Origin of the sequence: Streptococcus mitis, assembly GCF_009496155.1 — a bacterium.
Taxonomy (GTDB): domain Bacteria; phylum Bacillota; class Bacilli; order Lactobacillales; family Streptococcaceae; genus Streptococcus; species Streptococcus mitis_BQ.
Genome location: NZ_WIJP01000015.1, coordinates 1 through 19,822 on the forward strand (window position 1 = coordinate 1; position 19,822 = coordinate 19,822).

The 19,822-nt window shown below is 38.6% G+C and carries 19 protein-coding genes; 2 read left to right on the plus strand and 17 right to left on the minus strand.

Annotation, left to right across the window (positions count from 1 at the left end; genetic code table 11):
* Nucleotides 1-115: 115 nt before the first annotated feature.
* Nucleotides 116-1,471: a 23S rRNA (uracil(1939)-C(5))-methyltransferase RlmD gene (rlmD, locus tag GEZ84_RS08805; protein ID WP_153224255.1), complete on the minus strand. Its 1,356-nt coding sequence runs from the start codon at nucleotides 1,469-1,471 to the stop codon at nucleotides 116-118.
* 37 nt (nucleotides 1,472-1,508) lie between these two features.
* On the opposite strand from rlmD, the gene recX reads away from it, so the two are divergent.
* Together recX and GEZ84_RS08815 are read left to right on the plus strand one after the other, a co-directional pair.
* Nucleotides 1,509-2,285, plus strand: coding sequence for a recombination regulator RecX (recX, locus tag GEZ84_RS08810; RefSeq protein WP_153224256.1), 777 nt, complete (start codon nucleotides 1,509-1,511; stop codon nucleotides 2,283-2,285).
* 88 nt (nucleotides 2,286-2,373) lie between these two features.
* The gene (locus GEZ84_RS08815; protein ID WP_000775316.1) at nucleotides 2,374-2,907 is read left to right on the plus strand and encodes a DUF402 domain-containing protein; all 534 of its coding nucleotides are present in this window, start codon (nucleotides 2,374-2,376) and stop codon (nucleotides 2,905-2,907) included.
* 357 nt (nucleotides 2,908-3,264) lie between these two features.
* Here GEZ84_RS08815 and GEZ84_RS08820 read toward each other — a convergent pair whose 3' ends face one another.
* The 16 genes from GEZ84_RS08820 to GEZ84_RS08895 all read right to left on the minus strand — a co-directional run bounded on the left by GEZ84_RS08820 (nucleotide 3,265) and on the right by GEZ84_RS08895 (nucleotide 19,809).
* Nucleotides 3,265-4,122: an Rgg/GadR/MutR family transcriptional regulator gene (locus tag GEZ84_RS08820; protein ID WP_319946442.1), complete on the minus strand. Its 858-nt coding sequence runs from the start codon at nucleotides 4,120-4,122 to the stop codon at nucleotides 3,265-3,267.
* Between the two features lie 12 nt (nucleotides 4,123-4,134).
* Nucleotides 4,135-4,908 (minus strand): class I SAM-dependent methyltransferase, encoded by a 774-nt coding sequence (locus tag GEZ84_RS08825; protein WP_153224257.1) that lies wholly within the window; start codon nucleotides 4,906-4,908, stop codon nucleotides 4,135-4,137.
* A gap of 397 nt (nucleotides 4,909-5,305) precedes the next feature.
* A complete protein-coding gene (locus GEZ84_RS08830) occupies nucleotides 5,306-6,073 on the minus strand; it encodes an epoxyqueuosine reductase QueH (RefSeq protein ID WP_000567570.1) in 768 nt (255 codons plus the stop codon).
* A 134-nt stretch (nucleotides 6,074-6,207) separates the two neighbouring features.
* Complete coding sequence (gene groL, locus GEZ84_RS08835) at nucleotides 6,208-7,830, minus strand: chaperonin GroEL (protein WP_153224258.1); 1,623 nt, start codon at nucleotides 7,828-7,830, stop codon at nucleotides 6,208-6,210.
* A 15-nt stretch (nucleotides 7,831-7,845) separates the two neighbouring features.
* On the minus strand, nucleotides 7,846-8,130 hold the full coding sequence (gene groES, locus GEZ84_RS08840; protein WP_140834723.1) for a co-chaperone GroES: 285 nt from the start codon (nucleotides 8,128-8,130) through the stop codon (nucleotides 7,846-7,848).
* 155 nt (nucleotides 8,131-8,285) lie between these two features.
* Nucleotides 8,286-8,681: a single-stranded DNA-binding protein gene (locus GEZ84_RS08845; RefSeq protein ID WP_153224259.1), complete on the minus strand. Its 396-nt coding sequence runs from the start codon at nucleotides 8,679-8,681 to the stop codon at nucleotides 8,286-8,288.
* A 77-nt stretch (nucleotides 8,682-8,758) separates the two neighbouring features.
* Nucleotides 8,759-9,520, minus strand: coding sequence for an SDR family NAD(P)-dependent oxidoreductase (locus tag GEZ84_RS08850; protein ID WP_153224260.1), 762 nt, complete (start codon nucleotides 9,518-9,520; stop codon nucleotides 8,759-8,761).
* 41 nt (nucleotides 9,521-9,561) lie between these two features.
* Entirely contained in the window at nucleotides 9,562-10,188 is a 627-nt protein-coding gene (gene ytpR / locus GEZ84_RS08855) for a YtpR family tRNA-binding protein (protein ID WP_153224261.1), read from the minus strand.
* A gap of 15 nt (nucleotides 10,189-10,203) precedes the next feature.
* The gene (locus GEZ84_RS08860) at nucleotides 10,204-10,521 is read right to left on the minus strand and encodes a thioredoxin family protein (protein WP_000615777.1); all 318 of its coding nucleotides are present in this window, start codon (nucleotides 10,519-10,521) and stop codon (nucleotides 10,204-10,206) included.
* Entirely contained in the window at nucleotides 10,518-10,817 is a 300-nt protein-coding gene (locus GEZ84_RS08865; RefSeq protein ID WP_153224262.1) for a DUF4651 domain-containing protein, read from the minus strand. The genes GEZ84_RS08860 and GEZ84_RS08865 overlap by 4 nt, the downstream gene beginning before the upstream one ends.
* 205 nt (nucleotides 10,818-11,022) lie before the next feature.
* Nucleotides 11,023-12,096, minus strand: coding sequence for an N-acetylmuramoyl-L-alanine amidase family protein (locus GEZ84_RS08870; RefSeq protein WP_194252054.1), 1,074 nt, complete (start codon nucleotides 12,094-12,096; stop codon nucleotides 11,023-11,025).
* Nucleotides 12,097-12,215: 119 nt separating this feature from the next.
* A complete protein-coding gene (locus GEZ84_RS08875) occupies nucleotides 12,216-13,823 on the minus strand; it encodes a CTP synthase (RefSeq protein WP_153224263.1) in 1,608 nt (535 codons plus the stop codon).
* A 236-nt stretch (nucleotides 13,824-14,059) separates the two neighbouring features.
* Entirely contained in the window at nucleotides 14,060-14,647 is a 588-nt protein-coding gene (gene rpoE / locus GEZ84_RS08880; RefSeq protein ID WP_194252055.1) for a DNA-directed RNA polymerase subunit delta, read from the minus strand.
* Nucleotides 14,648-15,096: 449 nt separating this feature from the next.
* On the minus strand, nucleotides 15,097-15,732 hold the full coding sequence (locus GEZ84_RS08885; protein ID WP_153224265.1) for a hypothetical protein: 636 nt from the start codon (nucleotides 15,730-15,732) through the stop codon (nucleotides 15,097-15,099).
* Nucleotides 15,725-17,056 (minus strand): AAA family ATPase, encoded by a 1,332-nt coding sequence (locus tag GEZ84_RS08890; RefSeq protein ID WP_153224266.1) that lies wholly within the window; start codon nucleotides 17,054-17,056, stop codon nucleotides 15,725-15,727. The genes GEZ84_RS08885 and GEZ84_RS08890 overlap by 8 nt, the downstream gene beginning before the upstream one ends.
* A 101-nt stretch (nucleotides 17,057-17,157) precedes the next feature.
* Entirely contained in the window at nucleotides 17,158-19,809 is a 2,652-nt protein-coding gene (locus GEZ84_RS08895) for a valine--tRNA ligase (protein WP_153224267.1), read from the minus strand.
* Between the last annotated feature and the right edge of the window lie 13 nt (nucleotides 19,810-19,822).

The window sequence follows — 19,822 nt, forward strand, 5'->3', positions numbered from 1 at the left end:
TCGAACCCGTGTTACCGCCGTGAAAAGGCGGTGTCTTAACCCCTTGACCAACGGACCTGAGTTGTTTTCAACTCTTACTATTATACAGACTTTTTAAACTTTGTCAACACCTTTTTTAATCTTTTTTAATTAATTTTACAACAGCTTCAGTTCGAGCGGTGTGTGGAAACATATCGACCGACTGAATATAATGGATATTGTAGACTTCTACTAACCTCACCAAATCACGAGCCAAGGTCGAAACATTGCAAGAAATATAGACCATTTTTTCTGGTACATAGGTAAGAATAGTATCTAATAACTTATCGTCCAGACCTGTACGCGGTGGATCTACGATCAGAGCATCTGCTCGGTAGCCTTCCTTATACCAACGAGGAATAATCTCTTCTGCCGTTCCAGCTTCATAATGAGTATTGTCAAATCCCATTCTTTTAGCATTTCGCTTGGCATCTTCAATGGCTTCTGGAATAATATCCATACCTCTTAGTGTTTTAACTTTCTTTGCGAAGGCAAATCCAATCGTTCCAACTCCACAATAAGCGTCAATCAAATGGTCTTCTTTATTTACATCCAAGGCTTTTACCGCCTCGTTATAAAGAACTTCTGTTTGTTCAGGATTTAGTTGATAGAAAGCTCGAGGAGATAGTGAAAATTCATAATCAAGTACACCTTCTTGAATACTCTTTTCTCCCCAGATAATCTCTGTCTTTTCGCCATAAATCTCACTGGTTTTAGCTGTATTTGTATTCACAGCTACTGTCACAATTTCTGGGAAAGCTTTAACTAAGTCTTTTACTAGTTGGGCTAAATTAAGCTGACGATTTGTAACAATAATAATCTGAACCTGTCCAGTCTTTCTTGCTCGTCGAACCATTATAGTTCTAACACCTAGAACTTTTCTCTCATCCGTGATTGGAATTTGGTGAAAAGTAAGTAATTCCGCTAGACGATTAGCAATCACTTGGGTTTCCTTGTCTTGTACCAGGCAGTCTTTCAACTCTACTAAATAGTGAGAGTTTTGTGCATATAAGCCCGCCTTAACCTGATTTTTGAATTTTCGAGTCTGAAATTGTAACTTAGCACGGTAATATTTTGGTTCCTGCATACCAATCGTCGGGCGGATTTCATAATTTTCATATCCTGCAGGGGCAAATTTTTTCAGCGCTTGATGAAGCAAGTCCGTCTTGAACTCCAGTTGCTTATCATAATGCAGGTGCATGATTTGGCAGCCTCCGCACTCATTGTAAATAGTACAAGCTGGCACAACTCGAAATTTAGACTTCTTGTTGACCTTCAGTAATTTTGCCTCAACAAAGTTACGTTTAATAGAAGTAATCTGACAATAGATATCTTCACCTTTGAGAGCACCAGGCACAAAGACTAATGTTTTTTGATAAAAGCCGATTCCCTCACCATTAATTCCCATGCGCTTGATTTTTAACGGTATTTTTTGTTTCACTTTCAGATTCATACCCCTATCTTATCACATTTTGAGTTATAATAGAACTATGAAAATCACAAAACTTGAAAAGAAAAAAAGACTCTATCTGATGGAGCTTGATAATGGCGACAAATGCTACATTACTGAAGATACTATTGTTCGTTTTATGTTATCAAAAGATAAGGTGATAAGTGAAGAAGAATTGAAAGAGATTCAGGGCTTTGCCAAATTTTCTTACGGTAAGAATCTAGCCCTCTACCACTTATCCTTTAAAGCGCGTACTGAAAAAGAGGTCAGTGAATATCTAAAAAAATATGATATTGATGAAAACATCCTTTCTCAAGTCATTATTAATCTTAAAGAGGATAAGTGGATTAATGATAGCCAGTACGCTTATGCTATCATCAACGCCAATCAACTTTCAGGAGACAAGGGGCCTTATGTACTGACTCAGAAATTAGCACAAAAAGGAATTTCAAAATCTACTATAGAAGAGATCTTGAATGATTTTGATTTTTCGGAAGTTGCTCAACGTGTAGCCAATAAACTATTGAAGAAATATGAAGGAAAACTTCCATCTCGTGCTTTGCAAGATAAGATTATCCAGAATCTGACCAACAAGGGATTTTCCTATTCTGATGCTAAAAGTGCCTTTGACCAGTTGGATAGTCAAGTTGACCAAGAAACGACTCAGGAACTCATCTTCAAGGAACTTGATAAGCAATATGCTAAGTATGCCCGAAAATATGAAGGATACGAACTTAAACAGCGTTTAACCCAAGTTTTAGCACGAAAGGGCTACGATTTTTCGGATATAGCAAGCGCTCTTAGAGAATATCTTTAATATTTTCATGTAAAATTCACAGATTTTAGGTAATTTTATGGTACAATAGTAAACGATAAACTTATAAATTGTAGAAAGTTGGTTAGTTATGAAGCTTCCAAAAGAAGGCGACTTTATTACAATTCAAAGTTATAAGCATGATGGGAGTCTCCACCGAACTTGGCGGGACACCATGGTACTAAAAACAACAGAAAACGCCATTATTGGTGTCAACGATCATACACTGGTTACCGAAAGTGATGGTCGTCGTTGGGTCACTCGAGAACCTGCTATTGTTTACTTTCACAAGAAATATTGGTTTAATATCATTGCCATGATTCGTGATAATGGAATTTCCTACTATTGCAATATGGCTAGCCCCTACTATCTGGATGAAGAAGCACTGAAGTATATTGATTACGATTTGGATGTTAAAATTTTTACAGATGGAGAGAAACGTCTCTTGGACGTTGAGGAGTATGAGCGTCACAAACGCAAAATGAATTATTCTGATGACTTGGACTATATTTTAAAAGAACATGTCAAAATTCTTGTTGATTGGATTAACAATGGACGTGGTCCTTTCTCAGAAGCCTATGTAAACATTTGGTACAAGCGCTATGTAGAACTAAAGAATCGGTAAAGTTGTCAAAGGTCAGGAACAAAATCCTGACCTTGTTTTTTTTGATAGTGTAAAATAAGTTGTGTAGACACAAAAAAGGAATAAATCTATTATAGTAGAGTTACAACACATTACTAGAAAGAGATTTATGCAGAATTCACGAAATATATAAAACAAATAAATATACTGATATTTTTTAATATCTTTGTTCCTTGTAAGTTTATAATAAACTTATATCGTTTAATACAAAAATACGGAGATGACTCGTATAAAAAATACAGGTCAACTTCGTATCAAAAAATTTTTTTGTATTTCCACCTAGCATCAATCATTTAGCACAACATTTTAAAAATAATATCTTTACAGAGAAAATGCTATTTAATCTACCAACTCATTTAATCGTTTTTGAAAATATAAAGCAATACTTTTAGATTCAATAAACTCAAAATATTTTATGACATTGTTCATTTGTTTAATTCCAGACTCTTTAGATTCAGTCAGATATATTTTATATCCTTCTACAAATTTGAATGTAGATTTTTCAAAAACTTTTGTGTCATCTTTTAATAATTTCTTTAATTTCATTTCAAAGTAGTCTGCATATATTAGATGTGAATTTTCAAGGCAACAGAACCAAAAATTTAAACAAGCTGACACAACTAAATTTCTATTCTTACCGATTTTTTCGTAATAATGTGTACGCTCTAGTATTTCTTTTCCGACCCTGTAAATATAATCTATTTCAAAAAGATGATATAAATTACCAATCAGCGTTATCTCATAGGACTCCCATCGTTCCTTCTGGAATAAATAGTCATATACTAAATTTAGATCATCTCTACTAACTACATGATTACAATCTATCTGATTTAATAATCCCTGAACCATAATTGTATTTATTTTATGAGTTTTTTCCCCAGTCTTCTCAAAAAGCTTTTGTTGCTCATTTTTTATTACCTCCAATCCTTTGGTATTCAAACTATAAAAATTCGGAGATAAATTAACCAAAAAATCATCAAGCTCCGATCTTTTATAATGTTCTAGGTAATTACAAAAATTCTCTATCGAAACATTGATATTTGATAATAATTCAAAAAACGTTGAAAGAGAAATTTCATTTTCTCCCCTTTCAAACCTAGAGAGTTGAGATTTTGATATAGAATCAGCTGCAGCATACTCTAAAGAATATCCGTTTAATTTTCTAAAATATCGAAAAGCTTTTCCGTAATTTTTCACAATTTCGTTCCCTTAACTTTCTTTTCGAGCGATAAACATACCATATTCTTTAGGAATGATCAACATACCATTATTAAACTCACTTTCCAATCTTTTACGTATTATTTCCTCTTCTAGTGAACCTATTTCTGAAATTCCTTTAAACGATTGGATGTATTTAACTAGGTCATCTATACTAGTTAAATGTAACTCATCATCATAGAGTAATGTATCGACAGAGTTAAAATACCTACTCAGGTACCTTTTACCATTTTGTAAAGTAAACGTTTTATTTTCTAAATCTTGATTAACCTCATCTTTAAATAAATTTGCCAAATAATTTACAACTCCATTTTCGCCAAATGTAGCACAGTAAAAAATGCCTTCGGTTTTTAATACCCTATTCACCTCAGAGAGAGCTTTAGGAATATCATTCACATGATGTAAAAGCATATTAGCAATAACAATATCAAAAGTTTCATTCTCAAAAGAAATCTTTTGAATATCCATTATCTCATAGTTGACATTGTCTCTATTTCCAATCACTGACTTCGTAGTTTCTACCATGTCATTAGAAAAATCCGTTATAATCAATTGCTTCATCTTGTCTATAGAATCAAGATTACTTTTCCATAGTTCTCCTGTACCACATCCCAATTCTAGAACCTTTACTTCATCAGTGATTTGGTAGTTAGAAAATATCCAATTATTAAAGCCCAATTTATTTTTGGAATACTTCTTATGCAATTCTACTCGAATATCAAGATTATCATGACTTTTATATTGTTCAATTACTTTATCAATCATTTTAAATGACCTCCACTCTATAATTTGACATTATATCACAAGAATAAAGATAGTGTAAAAAAAGTTGTATAAATGCAAAAAAGGAATATTCCATTATAGCAGAGTTGCAACACATTTCTATAAAGAAATTTATTCCTACGACTCAGTTTAGCGTGCTTAACTTCCTAACTCAAAAACAAAGCATCGATTAATTTATCCGTTCTTCTTTGGAAACGGGTTTGAACTGATAATTGCTCGTTTTGATTTAAAAAGCTCCTTTTAGTAAAACTTTATTTTTTAAGAGTCCTAGCCTTATTGAAGTCTCGCAAATTATGGACTAGGAATTCATAGATCGGTCCATCGACTTCTCTCCATCACCTTTTCCTAGCAAAAAACCTGCCTCGAGGCAGGTTTTCGTTTAAATATCTAATTTCGTAACGGTAAATTTAATGTGGGAATAATCTTTCTCTATATCCTTATCTACCATAAAGGCTGTAGCATCTTTCTTAACCTGAACAAGGTCAATGTTCTGGGCTTGGGCTGCATAGACGCATCCACAATAACATTGACGGTAGATGTCATACTCTTCACACATCTCTACTGAACGTTTGTATCCTTGATTTTTCTTGAAATCACTTGGAAGATAATGAGTTGTGTAAATTTTTTGCACATCGATTCCGATGCTGTTGATGGTTTGAGAATTCTTATGAGGACTGATGGTCAAGGCTGAACCAAAGTAGTCAAAGCCCAAATCCATAGCCACTTGCGCTGTCTTATCCAGTCGATAGTCAAAGCAAACCTTGCAACGGTCGCCACCTTCTGGTTCTTCCTCAAGTCCTCTAACTAGTTTTCTATATTCATTTGGTTCGTAGGGAGCTTCTAGGTACTGAACCGTATTTCCTGTCCGCTCATTGAAATCACTGACAAATTTCTTGGTAACATAAGCTCGCTTATGGTATTCTGCCTTGGGATGGATATTGGAATTGGCAAAATAGATGGTCACATCTGCATACTTGGTCAGATATTCTAGGGTATAGGTACTGCAAGGGGCACAGCAAACATGCATGAGAATGGTTGGCCGTTGCTCATTTTTCTCCCATACTTGTACCATCTTCTGCATGACACGGTCATAATTAATCTTCTGATTGGGGTTCATCTTGCTCAGAATTTCTTCTACATCGATCATGTTCTTCTCCTTTTTCTAGTCTTATTTTATCATATAAGTTAGGAGAGCTCAAATCTATTTAGAAGTGAATAGCATAAAAAGGAGGGATAGGCATTCCCTCCTTTTGTGATTTTTATAAGTTTCTTTCTGAAAGCTTACATCATCCCGCCCATCATACTTGGATCCATGGCTGGAGCTGGGGCTACTGGTTCTGGTTTATTGGCTACGACTGCTTCCGTAGTCAAAATCAAGCTGGCTACAGATGCTGCATTTTGTAGGGCTGAACGGCTCACTTTAACTGGGTCGATAATCCCTTGATCAATCATATTAACCCACTCGCCAGTTGCTGCGTTAAAGCCTGTACCAACTTCAGCATTTTTCAAACGATCGATAACGATTGAACCTTCAAATCCTGCATTGTGGGCGATTTGACGAACAGGTTCTTCCAAAGCACGGAGAACAATATTGCGTCCTGTTGCTTCATCTCCTGTCAATTCCAAATCAGCTACGGCAGGTATAACATTTACAAGTGCTGTTCCACCACCTGCAACGATTCCTTCTTCAACAGCTGCACGAGTAGCGTTGAGGGCATCTTCAATGCGGAGTTTCATTTCTTTCAACTCAGTTTCAGTTGCGGCACCGACCTTAATAACCGCTACACCACCTGACAATTTGGCCAAGCGTTCTTGCAATTTTTCACGGTCAAATTCAGAAGTTGTGGTTTCGATTTGAGACTTGATAACCGCAACGCGGTGAGAAATCGCTTCAGGATTTCCAGCACCTTCTACGATAACCGTGCTATCTTTGTCCACAGTTACTCTCACTGCTTGACCAAGTGCTTCAATTGTCGCATCTTTCAACTCAAGACCAAGGTCTTCTGTGATAACTGTTCCGCCTGTTAAGATGGCAATGTCTTCTAGCATGGCTTTGCGACGGTCACCAAAACCAGGTGCCTTGACTGCTACCACGTTGAAGGTTCCACGAATCTTGTTCAATACAAGGGTTGGAAGAGCCTCACCATCCACATCATCCGCAATAATCAAGAGCGGACGATTGCTTTGGAGAATGCTTTCTAGGAGTGGCAAGATTTCTTGGATATTTGAAATCTTCTTATCAGTAATCAAAATGTATGGATTTTCAAGATCTGCCACCATTTTTTCGCTATCTGTCACCATGTACTGTGAAAGATAACCACGATCGAACTGCATTCCTTCTACGACTTCAAGCTCTGTTTCCATACCACGTGACTCTTCGATAGTGATGACTCCGTCTTTGCCAACTTTTTCCATGGCTTCAGAAATGTACTCACCGACTTTTTCAGAACGAGAAGATACAGCAGCAACCTGAGCGATGGCTTCTTTATTAGCGACAGGGATGGCATTATTTTTCAAGGCTTCTACTGCTGCGGCAACTGCTGTTTCAATCCCACGACGAATTCCGATTGGATTGGCACCTGCTGTGACGTTTTTGATTCCTTCGCGGACAATTGCTTGGGTCAAGACTGTTGCAGTTGTCGTTCCGTCACCTGCGATATCGTTGGTTTTTGAAGCTACTTCTGACACCAATTTAGCACCCATATTTTCAAAATGGTCTTCCAATTCGATTTCTTTGGCAATAGTCACGCCGTCATTGGTAATCAAGGGTGAGCCAAATGATTTTTCCAACACAACATTACGACCTTTTGGTCCCAAGGTTACTTTAACAGTATCTGCAAGGATATCGACACCACGAACCATGGCTGAACGAGCATCAGATGAAAATTTAATTTCTTTTGACATACTTACTTTCTCCTTCTATTCTTCAATAATTGCCAAGATGTTCGCTTCGCCTACGATGATGTACTTTTCATCGCCATCTTTGACATCGAGACCTGCGTGAGCTTCAACCAAGACACGGTCTCCAGCTTTAACACTTGGAGCAACCAAGTCACCGTTCAAGGTACGAACACCTTGTCCAATAGCCACAACTTGGGCTGTTTTTGTTTTTTCTTGAGCTGAACCTGCAAGGACAAAGCCACCAACAGTTTGTTCTTTTTCCTCAATTTTTAAGACCACACGGTCTCCTAATGGTTTCAACATCTGATTTCCTCCATGATGAGATAGATAGTGTTAGCACTCTTTATACCTGAGTGCTAAATCATAGTTCTATTGTATCACTTGGTCAGAAATAGTCAAGAAAAAAGTCTGACTTTCTCAAGATAAAAAGCCTGAGAGCAACTCAGACTTTTCAATGTTTAAAATGGTAATTCCTCCTCTTCCAAAACCAAGTCAGCCAAATCTTGGCCTGCGTTATTTTCACGCATGGCACGTTGAGCACGACTTTCTAATAATTGGAATCCTGTAACAAGTACTTCAGTCACGTAATTCATCTGGCCATTTTTCTCAAAACGACGGGTACGTAATTCTCCATCCACTGAAATGAGACTTCCTTTAGTTGCGTAGCTTGCCAATGTTTCTGCTAGTCTGCCCCATAGAACCATATTGACAAAGTCAGCTCCACGCTCCCCATTTTGGTCTTTGTAACGACGGTTCACAGCGATAGTTGCTCGCGCTACTGACTTGTCATTGTTGGTTTTGTGCAATTCTGGTGTAGACGTCAAGCGTCCGATTAAGATAACTTTATTATACATATTTTCTTCCTCCTACTTATCTATTCGCAGAAAATCAAAAAAAGTTACAGAAATTTGTAACTTTTCGAGGAAATTTCTTATTTTTTATGAATCATGAAACCTGTCGCCTGTTGATTGGCCATAATAGTCATATCTGTAATCTGCACACGGCGAGGTTGACTGGTCACATAGACTACTGTGTCTGCGATGTCTGGTGCCTGCAAGGCTTCGATTCCCTGATAAACCGTCGCAGCTCGCTCTTTGTCACCATGAAAACGCACTGTAGAAAAATCTGTTTCGACAATTCCTGGCTGAATGGTGGTCACCTTGATATCCGTTGCAATGGTATCAATTCGCAGTCCATCTGAAAAAGTCTTAACTGCTGCCTTGGTAGCTGAGTAAATAGCGGCACCAGCATAGGCGTAGATTCCTGCGGTTGAGCCCATATTGATGATATGTCCTTGATTGGCTTTTACCATTTCTGGCAAGAAACAGCGAGTGACTGCCATCAAACCTTTGACATTGGTATCCAGCATGGTCAACATATCCAACTCCTCATAGTCCTGATAAGGTGCCAAACCTAGAGCCAAGCCTGCGTTATTGACCAGAATATCAATCTGCCCTACTCTTTCTAGAATATCGGAGCAGACAGTCTTCACCATGGTCATATCCATGACATCTAGCGGAAAAGTCCAAACTGTTTGATTTGGAAAAGTTTCTGCAAACTCCGACTTGAGGGTTTCTAGTCTGTCTATCCGTCGTCCAGTTAGAACGACATTCTCACCCTGCTCCAGATAAGCACGCGCAATCGCTTCACCGATTCCTGATGTCGCCCCTGTAATCACTACATTTTTTGCCATCTTATTTCCTTCTAGCTGGTCTATCAGATACTGACAACTTCCTAGGCAGTCCAGTGTTTAGCTGGATCAAATGGAGTTCCAACAACTTGGTCTTCTGATAATTCAATAACACCACGTTTTTGCGGAGCATTTGGCAGATGCAATTCACGAGGACTACACATCATGCCAAAACTCTTTTCACCACGAAGTTGGCCTGGGAAAATGAGATTGCCTTTGGGCATCATGGCACCTGGAAGAGCGACAATGGTTTTCAAGCCAACACGCGCATTGGGAGCACCTGCAACAATTTGCACAGTCTTGTCACTTGCGACTGCAACTTGGCAGATGTTGAGATGGTCACTATCAGGATGGGCTACCATCTCGACAATCTCACCAACAACAAACTTAGGTTCCTTGTCATTAACAATTTCTTCTGCAAAACCTTCCGCCTGCAATTCTTGGTTCAAACGAGCTACTTGCTCATCTGACAAAAATACTTGACCGCGCTCTGCAATTTCAAATAAACTTGAAACTTCGAAAACATTCCACGCCACTGTTTCTCCATTATCTTTGAGGAAAACACGAGCTACCTTGCCTTTGCGCTCCACATCTAGTTTGGCATCTCCGCTATTTTTCACGATGACCATAAGGACATCACCGACATGTTCTTTATTATATGTAAAAATCATTGTTTCCTTTTTCTCCTATTTCAGTCCTGCTAAAAAATCGTTAATTTGCTGCTTGCTTTTACGGTCGCGATTGACAAAACGACCAATTTCCTTGTCCTTTTCTAGAACAACAAGGCTAGGGATTCCATATACATCCCAGAGTTTGGCCAAATCCATATACTGGTCTCTATCCACTCGAATAAAGGTAAACTCTGGATTGGTCTCCTCAATTTCTGGTAAGGCAGGATAAATATAACGGCAATCGCCACACCAGTCCGCCACAAAAAGGAAGACCTTCTTGCCATCTTTTTCTACTAAAGATGCCAATTCTTCTAAACTTGCTGGTTGTATCATAAGACTTCCTCCTCATAGACTAGGTCTTCATTTTCATAGACAAAGGTATAATGACGGCCATCCTCAAAAATGACCCCTCCGACAAGTCGTTCTAGACTGCTTTCATAAACTTGAACATAAAGAGTCGCAATTTCCCCCATATCTGAAAAATGGTCTCGCACAATTGCTGTTAACTCTTCCTGAGTCTTCATGAGCTTACGGTCATCTGCAACTTTTTTCGTAGCAAGGGCAAGGCTTCCAATACCAAGCAGAGCCAGACCTGCCATCCACATTTTTTTAGCTTTCATACCATTCATTTTAACACAAAAAAGGCTTTAGGACAAATGAGGAAGCCGCAGAAAAGCAAGTAAAAAGCCTCTTCCTTTAAGGAAAAGGACTTCTTATACTCAATGAAAATCAAAGGGCAAACTAGGAAGCTAGACGCAGCTTGCTCAAAACACTGTTTTGAGATTGCAGATGGAAGCTGAGGTGGTTTAAAGAGATTTTCGAAGAGTATTATTCTTATTGCCAGGCGCCTGAGTTGCCAACGTAGTAACCATCAGGTGTGTAGGTATTGCGAAGCATCTTACCTGATGAAGCTAGATAATACCACTTGCCATTATCTTTGACCCAATCATTCGCTAGCATGGCTCCAGAAGAACTTACATAATACCATTCTCCCTTGTCATATACCCAAGTGCTTGCTTTCATAGCTCCTGAAGTTGATAAATAGTACCACTTGCCTTGGTCGTAAAACCAGTCACTAGCAATCATGGCTCCTGATGATTTAAAGGCATACCAGTTGCCACCTTGATAAAGCCAAGTTTGATTGAACATGACTCCTTTATCATTCATAAAGTACCAGTTTCCATTATCCTTAACCCAAGCATTCTGCACTAATTGACCTTGTTTTTGATAGTACCAGTTTTGGTTTGATTGTAGCCAGCTTTCTGCTTTTACAATGGGATAAAGTTCTTTGAAAGCTCCTCCATCATATTTGTGACTGATAGATTTTAGTTTTTCAAGTTTCAACTCACTATTGTCATAGTCTGCCCAAGCATATACTTTTTGACCATTGACAGTCTCTGGTAAGGTAGCAGTGTAAGTCTTGGTTTGATAATCCCATTTAGCATCGAGGTAAGTATATTGATCATTTGATTCTTCAATACGATAGTAGCCTCTCTTTCCACTATCATTATGAATATTATCCACAACTTTCGTTGACCAGATCTTCACTTCGTTTCCGCTCTTAGCCTCGACCTTGATATCTCCTCTATAGCCATATGGAACATAGAAATTCAGATAACGCCCATCTACGCCAATCATAGACTTGTCCTTTTCTTGACCTAGGAAATTGACTGTCTGATCTTGACCATTGAGACTGACCGTCCACTCGATTTTCTCAGTTTTTGGCAAATCCAAGATTTTGATATCTACTTCATGGCCATTGTTAAACCGAAGAATCTTGCCATCTTGATACTGTACTCCACACTTAACAACCCATTCTTCTTTAAGCTCAAATGCCTGTCCTGAATAAGGGAAAGCTAGCAAAGCTAGGCCTGTTAAAGCTAAACTAAATAGTGTCATTTTTTTCATTGTAGTTCCTCCTTAGGATTTTTTATGTTAATTATATCACTATGTTTTTATTTTGCAAATCTTATCCTAAATATGCAAGCAAAAAACCTCTGAGATTCTTCTCAAAGGTTCTGATTTAACTAATTGCTGTTCTCAACCGCTGCAGTCACAAAAGCAGTGTAGAGTTCTTCTGGGCGATTTGGACGGCTTGACAGTTCAGGGTGATACTGACACGCTACAAAGAATTTATTTTCAGGAATTTCCACGACTTCGACCAAACGATTGTCTGGAGAAACTCCTGAGAAGACAAAGCCTGCTGCCTCAAACTGCTCACGGAAGGCATTATTAAACTCATAACGGTGACGGTGACGGCGTTGCACCACTTCTTGATTGTGATAAGCAGCTGCTGCCTTAGAGCCACGTTTCAACTTAGATGGATAAAGCCCCAAACGAAGGGTTCCACCCATATCCTCAACATCAATCTGATCACGCATGATATCAATGATAGGGTATTTTGTTTCTGGTGCAAGCTCTGCAGAATTGGCACCCTCAAGGCCTAAAACGTTACGAGCAAACTCGATACATGTCAACTGCATTCCCAAGCAGACACCTAACATTGGAACATCATTTTCACGCGCATAGCGGATGGCTTGGATTTTCCCTTCCGTACCACGTTGACCAAAACCACCTGGTACGATGATTCCGTCCGCATCAGACAAGAGCTCTGCTACATTCTCTGCTGTCACATCATTGGCATTGATCCAATTGATTTTAACTTCTGCATCATTTGCATAACCAGAGTGTTTCAAGGCTTCAACCACAGAGATGTAGGCATCTTGCAACTCAACATACTTACCGACAAGGGAAATCTTGACTTGTTTCTTGAGGTTCATGACCTTATCCACCATGGCTGACCATTCTGTCATATCCGCTACTGGTGCGTCTAATTTCAAATGATCACAGACAATTTGGTCCATGCCTTGTGCCTGCAAGTTCAGTGGAATTTGATAAAGGTGTTCAACATCCAACGATTCGATAACGGCTTCTGGTGCCACATCACAGAACTGTGCTAGTTTGTTTTTAATTCCTTGACCAGCTGGCTCTTCTGTACGAATCACCAACATATTTGGCTGGATTCCCAATCCACGCAATTCTTTGACAGAGTGTTGGGTTGGTTTGGTTTTCATTTCACCAGCGGCCTTGAGGTAAGGAAGCAAGGTTGTATGAATGTACATGACATTGTCCGCACCCACATCTGCCTTCATCTGACGAAGGGCCTCTAGGAATGGTAAGGACTCGATATCTCCTACTGTTCCACCAACTTCTGTGATAATGACATCAGAGTCGGTCGTTAGAGCGGCACGCTTGATTTTCTCTTTCAAAGCATCTGTGATATGAGGAATAACCTGAACAGTTGCCCCAAGGTATTCTCCACGACGTTCCTTACGAAGAACTTCACTGTAAATTTTACCAGTTGTCACGTTGGAATATTTGTTAAGATTGATATCGATGAAACGTTCATAGTGACCCAAGTCCAAATCTGTCTCAGCTCCATCATCTGTCACAAAGACTTCTCCGTGCTGGTAAGGACTCATGGTTCCCGGATCGATATTGATATAAGGGTCAAACTTTTGAATCGTTACTTTGAGACCACGATTTTTCAAGAGACGCCCCAGACTCGCTGCAACGATCCCTTTCCCAATAGACGATACCACACCACCAGTTACAAAAATATATTTCGTAGACATAGATTCCTCTTTCTAAAATACTCAAGACCTTGTTAACTACGAGGGGAGATAGAAAACAAGACCCTACTAATAAGAATAATCTGGGACTACTGCACCAGATTCACAACAAAAATACAAGAAGATAACTTCTTGAAAAAATAAAAATAGCTCCCTAAGAACTAGGGAGCTCCGACCTCTAAAAGAGGTGCCCGAACAATATGATACCTAAAAATAGGGCAATTGTCAATAGCTAACTTTTATTCCACGATGTTTTCAGCATCATCATCTGAAAACTCGTCGTCTTCTTCGTTGAGATCCACGTCTTCACCCAAGTCATCTGGGGCGATTTCGTTGATTTCTGCATCGTAAGCTTCCACTTCATTTTTCTCATCATCTGGATTTTCATCATCGTATGAAAGAGCTGGATCTGCTTCGTATGCATCTTCGTCTTCTGGATCATCCGCATTGTAATCAATGGCATCTGAATCACCATCCATGAAGGCATTGACACGTTTTTTCTTAGTTTTTGGTGCTACTTCATCGTCGTCGTTTTCTTCAAGAGCGATGATTTCTTCGTCGATTTCGTCCACACCATACCATGAACGAAGCCCCCATTTGTTGTCTCCAAGTGAGATGAAGCTACCGTCAAAGTTCAACTCTGTGTAGAACAAAGGCAAAGCTTCACGGATATCGCTATTTGATGTTCCAAGGTAGTTTTGAATTTCGTTTACAAGATCGCTAAAATGCATCTCATGGTCGCGACCACGAAGTTCCAAGATAGCACGCGCCACCTCAATCATAGATAGTTCACTTTTTTCTTGCCCAGCAAATACTTCTAATTCCAAAGCGTTTCTCCTCATTTATACTACTATCGCCAGAGCGAACAGACTCTGACCTCATTTTATCATTTACTCTTTATTTTACGATAATTTTGCAGAATAGTCAAAGGTTAAGGGGGATAAAGTGACAGGACTTTTTATTGGTAACTTCTCAAAGTAACTTCCATTTGCCCAACCGAAGTGGAAATTAGTCTAAAACGAATTTTCATTTCTTTGCTACCCAGCCGACGGCATCAATAGGTGGAGTTTTAATATCAATCCAGATGAATTCAATGCGATTATATATGAAAATTAAGCTACAATGTCGAACTTCTCAGAGCGGTTCGAACTTACAGAATTTGTCATGTAGTAACCTGCTTTCTAAAAGTAATTAGCTAGTCTGAGATAATAGGTAATAGCTAATGTTAGACTGGATAAAATCTTTAAAATATTCTTAGTGAGAAGAAAGTTATAGATTAAGAAAATGAATATGAACTAACATTTCTTTTTACATGGTTTATTTTTAAATTATAATATTGTAAAAACTCATGTTCGTTTAAAGTATATACCTCATTAACTAGACTATGTTCATATTTATTCAAATCCCAAAATGTAAAAAATTGTTTAGTAGTTCTTTTTGAAATTTTTTTCTTTAAATTCCGATTCTTAAAGCTCGCTGGGATGGTATTTGCTGTAGCAATTTCGAGATATTCCGACGAAACATCATTCTTCTCTTCACGATATACTACAATATAATTCAATCGTTTTTGAAAATCTTTCAAATTAAAACCAAATGAGTCCGTCAAAATCAAAAGACTATCTTTCAATTTTAAATTTAGGCCATGTTTCTGTTTTTGATCAATCTTGGCATTCTTAAATTCTATCAAAAATATTTGATCATTATTTCCTTCCAAATAAGTATCAACTGATTTTAAAATTGTATATGATGCATTTAAATGTTTGGCACAGTAAATTTTTTTTACATTATCAAAATCAACCACATCGTCAGCAATATTCGATAAAGCGTATCCTTGGTCATCTTTTGAACAATCTCTCAGTGTTTTTTTGCAGTTATTTTTGATAACATGACCATCCATAAAACAATTAATCATCATTCCCCTCCAAAAGTTCCTCGAGCTTGTCAAGTTTTTCAAAAGGTACTGTTAATAAATCATAAATTTGATTCGTCTCATGTTTAATATCTTCGATAATAGGAATGTTTGACTCATCAATTTTCGCTAAATAGTATTTTGTTTCTGACGTAAGTTTATGAATTTTGGAATAAACTTCAATAGCATTCAAAAGATAGGGACTATGAGTGTTGATAAGAATATGCAATCCAAATTCCTTCTGGAGTAATACGATAATTTCAGCAAATTTTAATTGCCATTCTGGATGTAAATGAACTTCAGGTTCATCTAATATCAGTGTCCCATTTTCCCTAATTACTCCTTTTTCCAAAAGAGATTTAATTAAGTAAAAAGTTTTCATACCCGAAGAATAATTAACTATATTAAGTTTTTTTTCGTCCTCCTCATCCTCTGAACTATTTACAGACTCTGTTCTCAATATGTCGTTAATATTCCCAAACACTAAGTTCAATCTATCTGTTGTTCTAGCTCGTAATGTATAGGTATCATAACTTTCATCTTCCATTTGTTCTATCAAGTGAGTATTATGATTCAATTTTGAATTAAATTTAAACATAAAATTATTCAAAAATAAATTATCAACTATAGCAGCTGCATCATCAATATAAACTACATCTGTTCTAAAATTTATCATTTTATCTGAAGAAGCTATATTTTGGTTAATTTCAACATTTATTTTATCTTCTTTTATTTGTAAGGAAATTATTCCCTTTATTGGATTATATATATTATTTATTTGATTATTAAATTCATCATTCAAATGCTTTGTCAAAATTTGATTAAAAATAGATTGATCCGACTGAGATAACACTCCTTCAATGCTGTTAGAAATAGCATCCAAATCTATGGCATCAAGATTTGAAACTGAATATCTAAAATGTTCATTATTAAATTCATCGATTGAGTCAGTAATACTTTGTTTAAGAGTATCTCTATAAAATTCACCAATATTTTCATCAAGAATAAGTAACAAATTTTCTGAAATTGTTTTTATTAACTCTCTAACAATATGTCTTGGAGCTATTCTTCTAACTTGTCCTCTTGCAGTATAAGTTTCCCAATTCACCTCAACATCTGATAAATAATTTGACAAAATTTGATTAATTGACTTAGTTCTATCACTAGAAATTTTATTAATTACATCATAGTTAGCACTAAATATCGAAAATAAAGAACGGCTAATTGTACTCTTTCCGGTCCCATTATACCCGGCAATAGTTGTAATTCCTTTTATTTCAATTTCTGCATATTTAACGTTCCCTATATTATTTATTATTAATTTCATGTATTATCTCCTTTTGAAATAGGACTCTCACTATCATTTTATCATAAACCACGTAAAAAAGCAGAGCAAAGGCATAAATTGTCTATTAAGTATATGTTATTTTATTTCACCAACTTCTTCATCTCATCAATACGAGCTACGGTCGCATCGTATTTGGCTTGGTAGTCGGCTTGTTTATCGCGCTCTTTTTGAACGACTTCTGGTTTGGCGTTGGCTACGAAGCGTTCGTTAGAGAGCTTCTTGCCGACCATGTCCAGTTCTTTTTGCCATTTAGCCAGTTCCTTGTCGAGGCGAGCCAGTTCTTCTTCGACATTGAGGAGATCTGCGAGAGGCAAGTAGATTTCTGCTCCTGTGATGACGCTTGACATGGCGAGTTCAGGTGCAGGAATAGTTGATGCGATTTCCAAGTGTTCTGGATTTGTGAAGCGTTTGATGTAATTGACATTGCTGTTAAAGAAGGCTTCCAAGTCGCTATCGCTTGTTTTAACAAGGATTGTGATTGGCTTGCTTGGTGCTACGTTTACTTCTGCACGCGCATTACGAACGGCACGGATCAAGTCTTTGAGGCTTTCTACGCCTGTGTGGGCAACAAGGTCTTCAAAGGCTGGATTTACAGTTGGGTATGCAGCTGTTACGATAGAGCCTTCTGAGATTTGTCCAAAGATTTCCTCTGTCACGAATGGCATGATTGGGTGGAGGAGACGAAGGATCTTGTCCAAAGTATAAAGAAGAACAGAGCGTGTGATGACCTTCTCTTCTTCATTATCGCTATAAAGGACTTCCTTGGTCAACTCAACGTACCAGTCCGCAAACTCATCCCAGATGAAGTTGTAGAGGATGTGACCAGCCACACCAAACTCAAACTTATCAAAGTTGGCAGTTGCTTTTCCGATAGTTTCATTGAGGTTGTGGAGAATCCAGCGGTCTGTGACATTTCCAGCTTCCTTGTTAACAACTTTTTCCACATTGGCAGTTGCTTGCTCAAGGGTCAAGCCTTCATTGTTCATGAGGATGTAGCGAGAGATGTTCCAGATCTTGTTGATGAAGTTCCATGAAGCATCCATTTTTTCGTAAGAGAAGCGAACATCTTGACCTGGTGCAGAACCGTTTGAAAGGAACCAACGAAGGCTATCTGTTCCGTACTTATCAATAACATCCATTGGATCAATCCCGTTACCGAGAGACTTAGACATCTTGCGTCCTTGCTCATCACGAATGAGACCATGAATCAAGGCATTTTTGAATGGCGACTTGCCAGTAAATTCCAAACCTTGGAAAATCATTCGAGACACCCAGAACGGAATAATATCATAACCAGTCACCAAAGTTGAAGTTGGGAAGTAACGTTTGAAGTCTTCTGAGTCGACATCAGGCCAGCCCATGGTTGAGAATGGCCAAAGAGCAGAACTGAACCAAGTATCCAAGACGTCTTCGTCCTGAGTCCAACCGTCACCTTCTGGAGCTTCTTCGCCGACATATATTTCACCCTCAGCATTGTACCAAGCAGGGATTTGGTGTCCCCACCAGAGCTGACGAGAGATTACCCAGTCGTGGACATTTTCCATCCATTGGAGGAAGGTATCGTTGAAACGAGGTGGGTAGAATTCTACCTTGTCGTCTGTGTCTTGGTTGGCAATGGCATTCTTAGCTAATTGGTCCATCTTGACAAACCATTGCGTAGACAAGCGTGGCTCAACCACAACGCCAGTCCGCTCTGAGTGACCAACACTGTGGATACGTTTTTCGATTTTGACGAGGGTTCCGATTTCTTCCAACTTAGCAACGACTGCCTTACGAGCTTCAAAACGGTCCATGCCTGCAAATTCAAAGGCAAGCTCGTTCATAGTTCCGTCGTCGTTCATGACGTTAACTTGTGGCAAGTTGTGGCGTTGACCAACCAAGAAGTCGTTTGGATCGTGGGCAGGCGTGATTTTCACAACACCAGTACCAAACTCAGGGTCTGCGTGCTCATCCCCAACGATTGGGATGAGTTTATTAGCAATTGGAAGGATGACATTTTTACCAATCAAATCCTTGTAACGTGGATCTTCTGGATTGACCGCAACCGCCACATCCCCAAACATAGTTTCAGGACGAGTTGTCGCAACTTCAAGGGCGCGTGAACCATCTTCCAGCATGTAATTCATGTGGTAGAAGGCACCTTCAACATCCTTGTGAATCACCTCGATGTCAGAAAGGGCTGTGCGAGCTGCTGGGTCCCAGTTGATGATAAACTCACCGCGGTAAATCCAGCCTTTCTTGTAAAGGTCCACAAAGACCTTGCGAACGGCTTTTGACAAACCTTCGTCAAGAGTGAAACGCTCTCGAGAATAGTCTACAGAGAGGCCCATCTTGCCCCATTGTTCCTTGATGGTAGTGGCATATTCGTCTTTCCATTCCCAGACCTTGTCGAGGAATTTCTCACGGCCGAGGTCATAACGGCTAATTCCCTCACCACGCAAGCGCTCCTCAACCTTAGCCTGAGTGGCAATCCCCGCGTGGTCCATACCTGGAAGCCAAAGCGTATCAAAACCTTGCATCCGTTTTTGACGGATAATGATATCCTGCAAAGTCGTATCCCAAGCGTGACCAAGGTGAAGTTTACCAGTTACGTTTGGCGGTGGAATCACGATTGAATAAGGCTTAGCCTTTTGATCTCCTGAAGGCTTGAAAACATCAGCTTCAAGCCATTTTTGGTAACGACCAGCCTCAACCTCGGCTGGATTGTATTTAGGTGAAAGTTCTTTAGACATGTGTTTGTCCTTT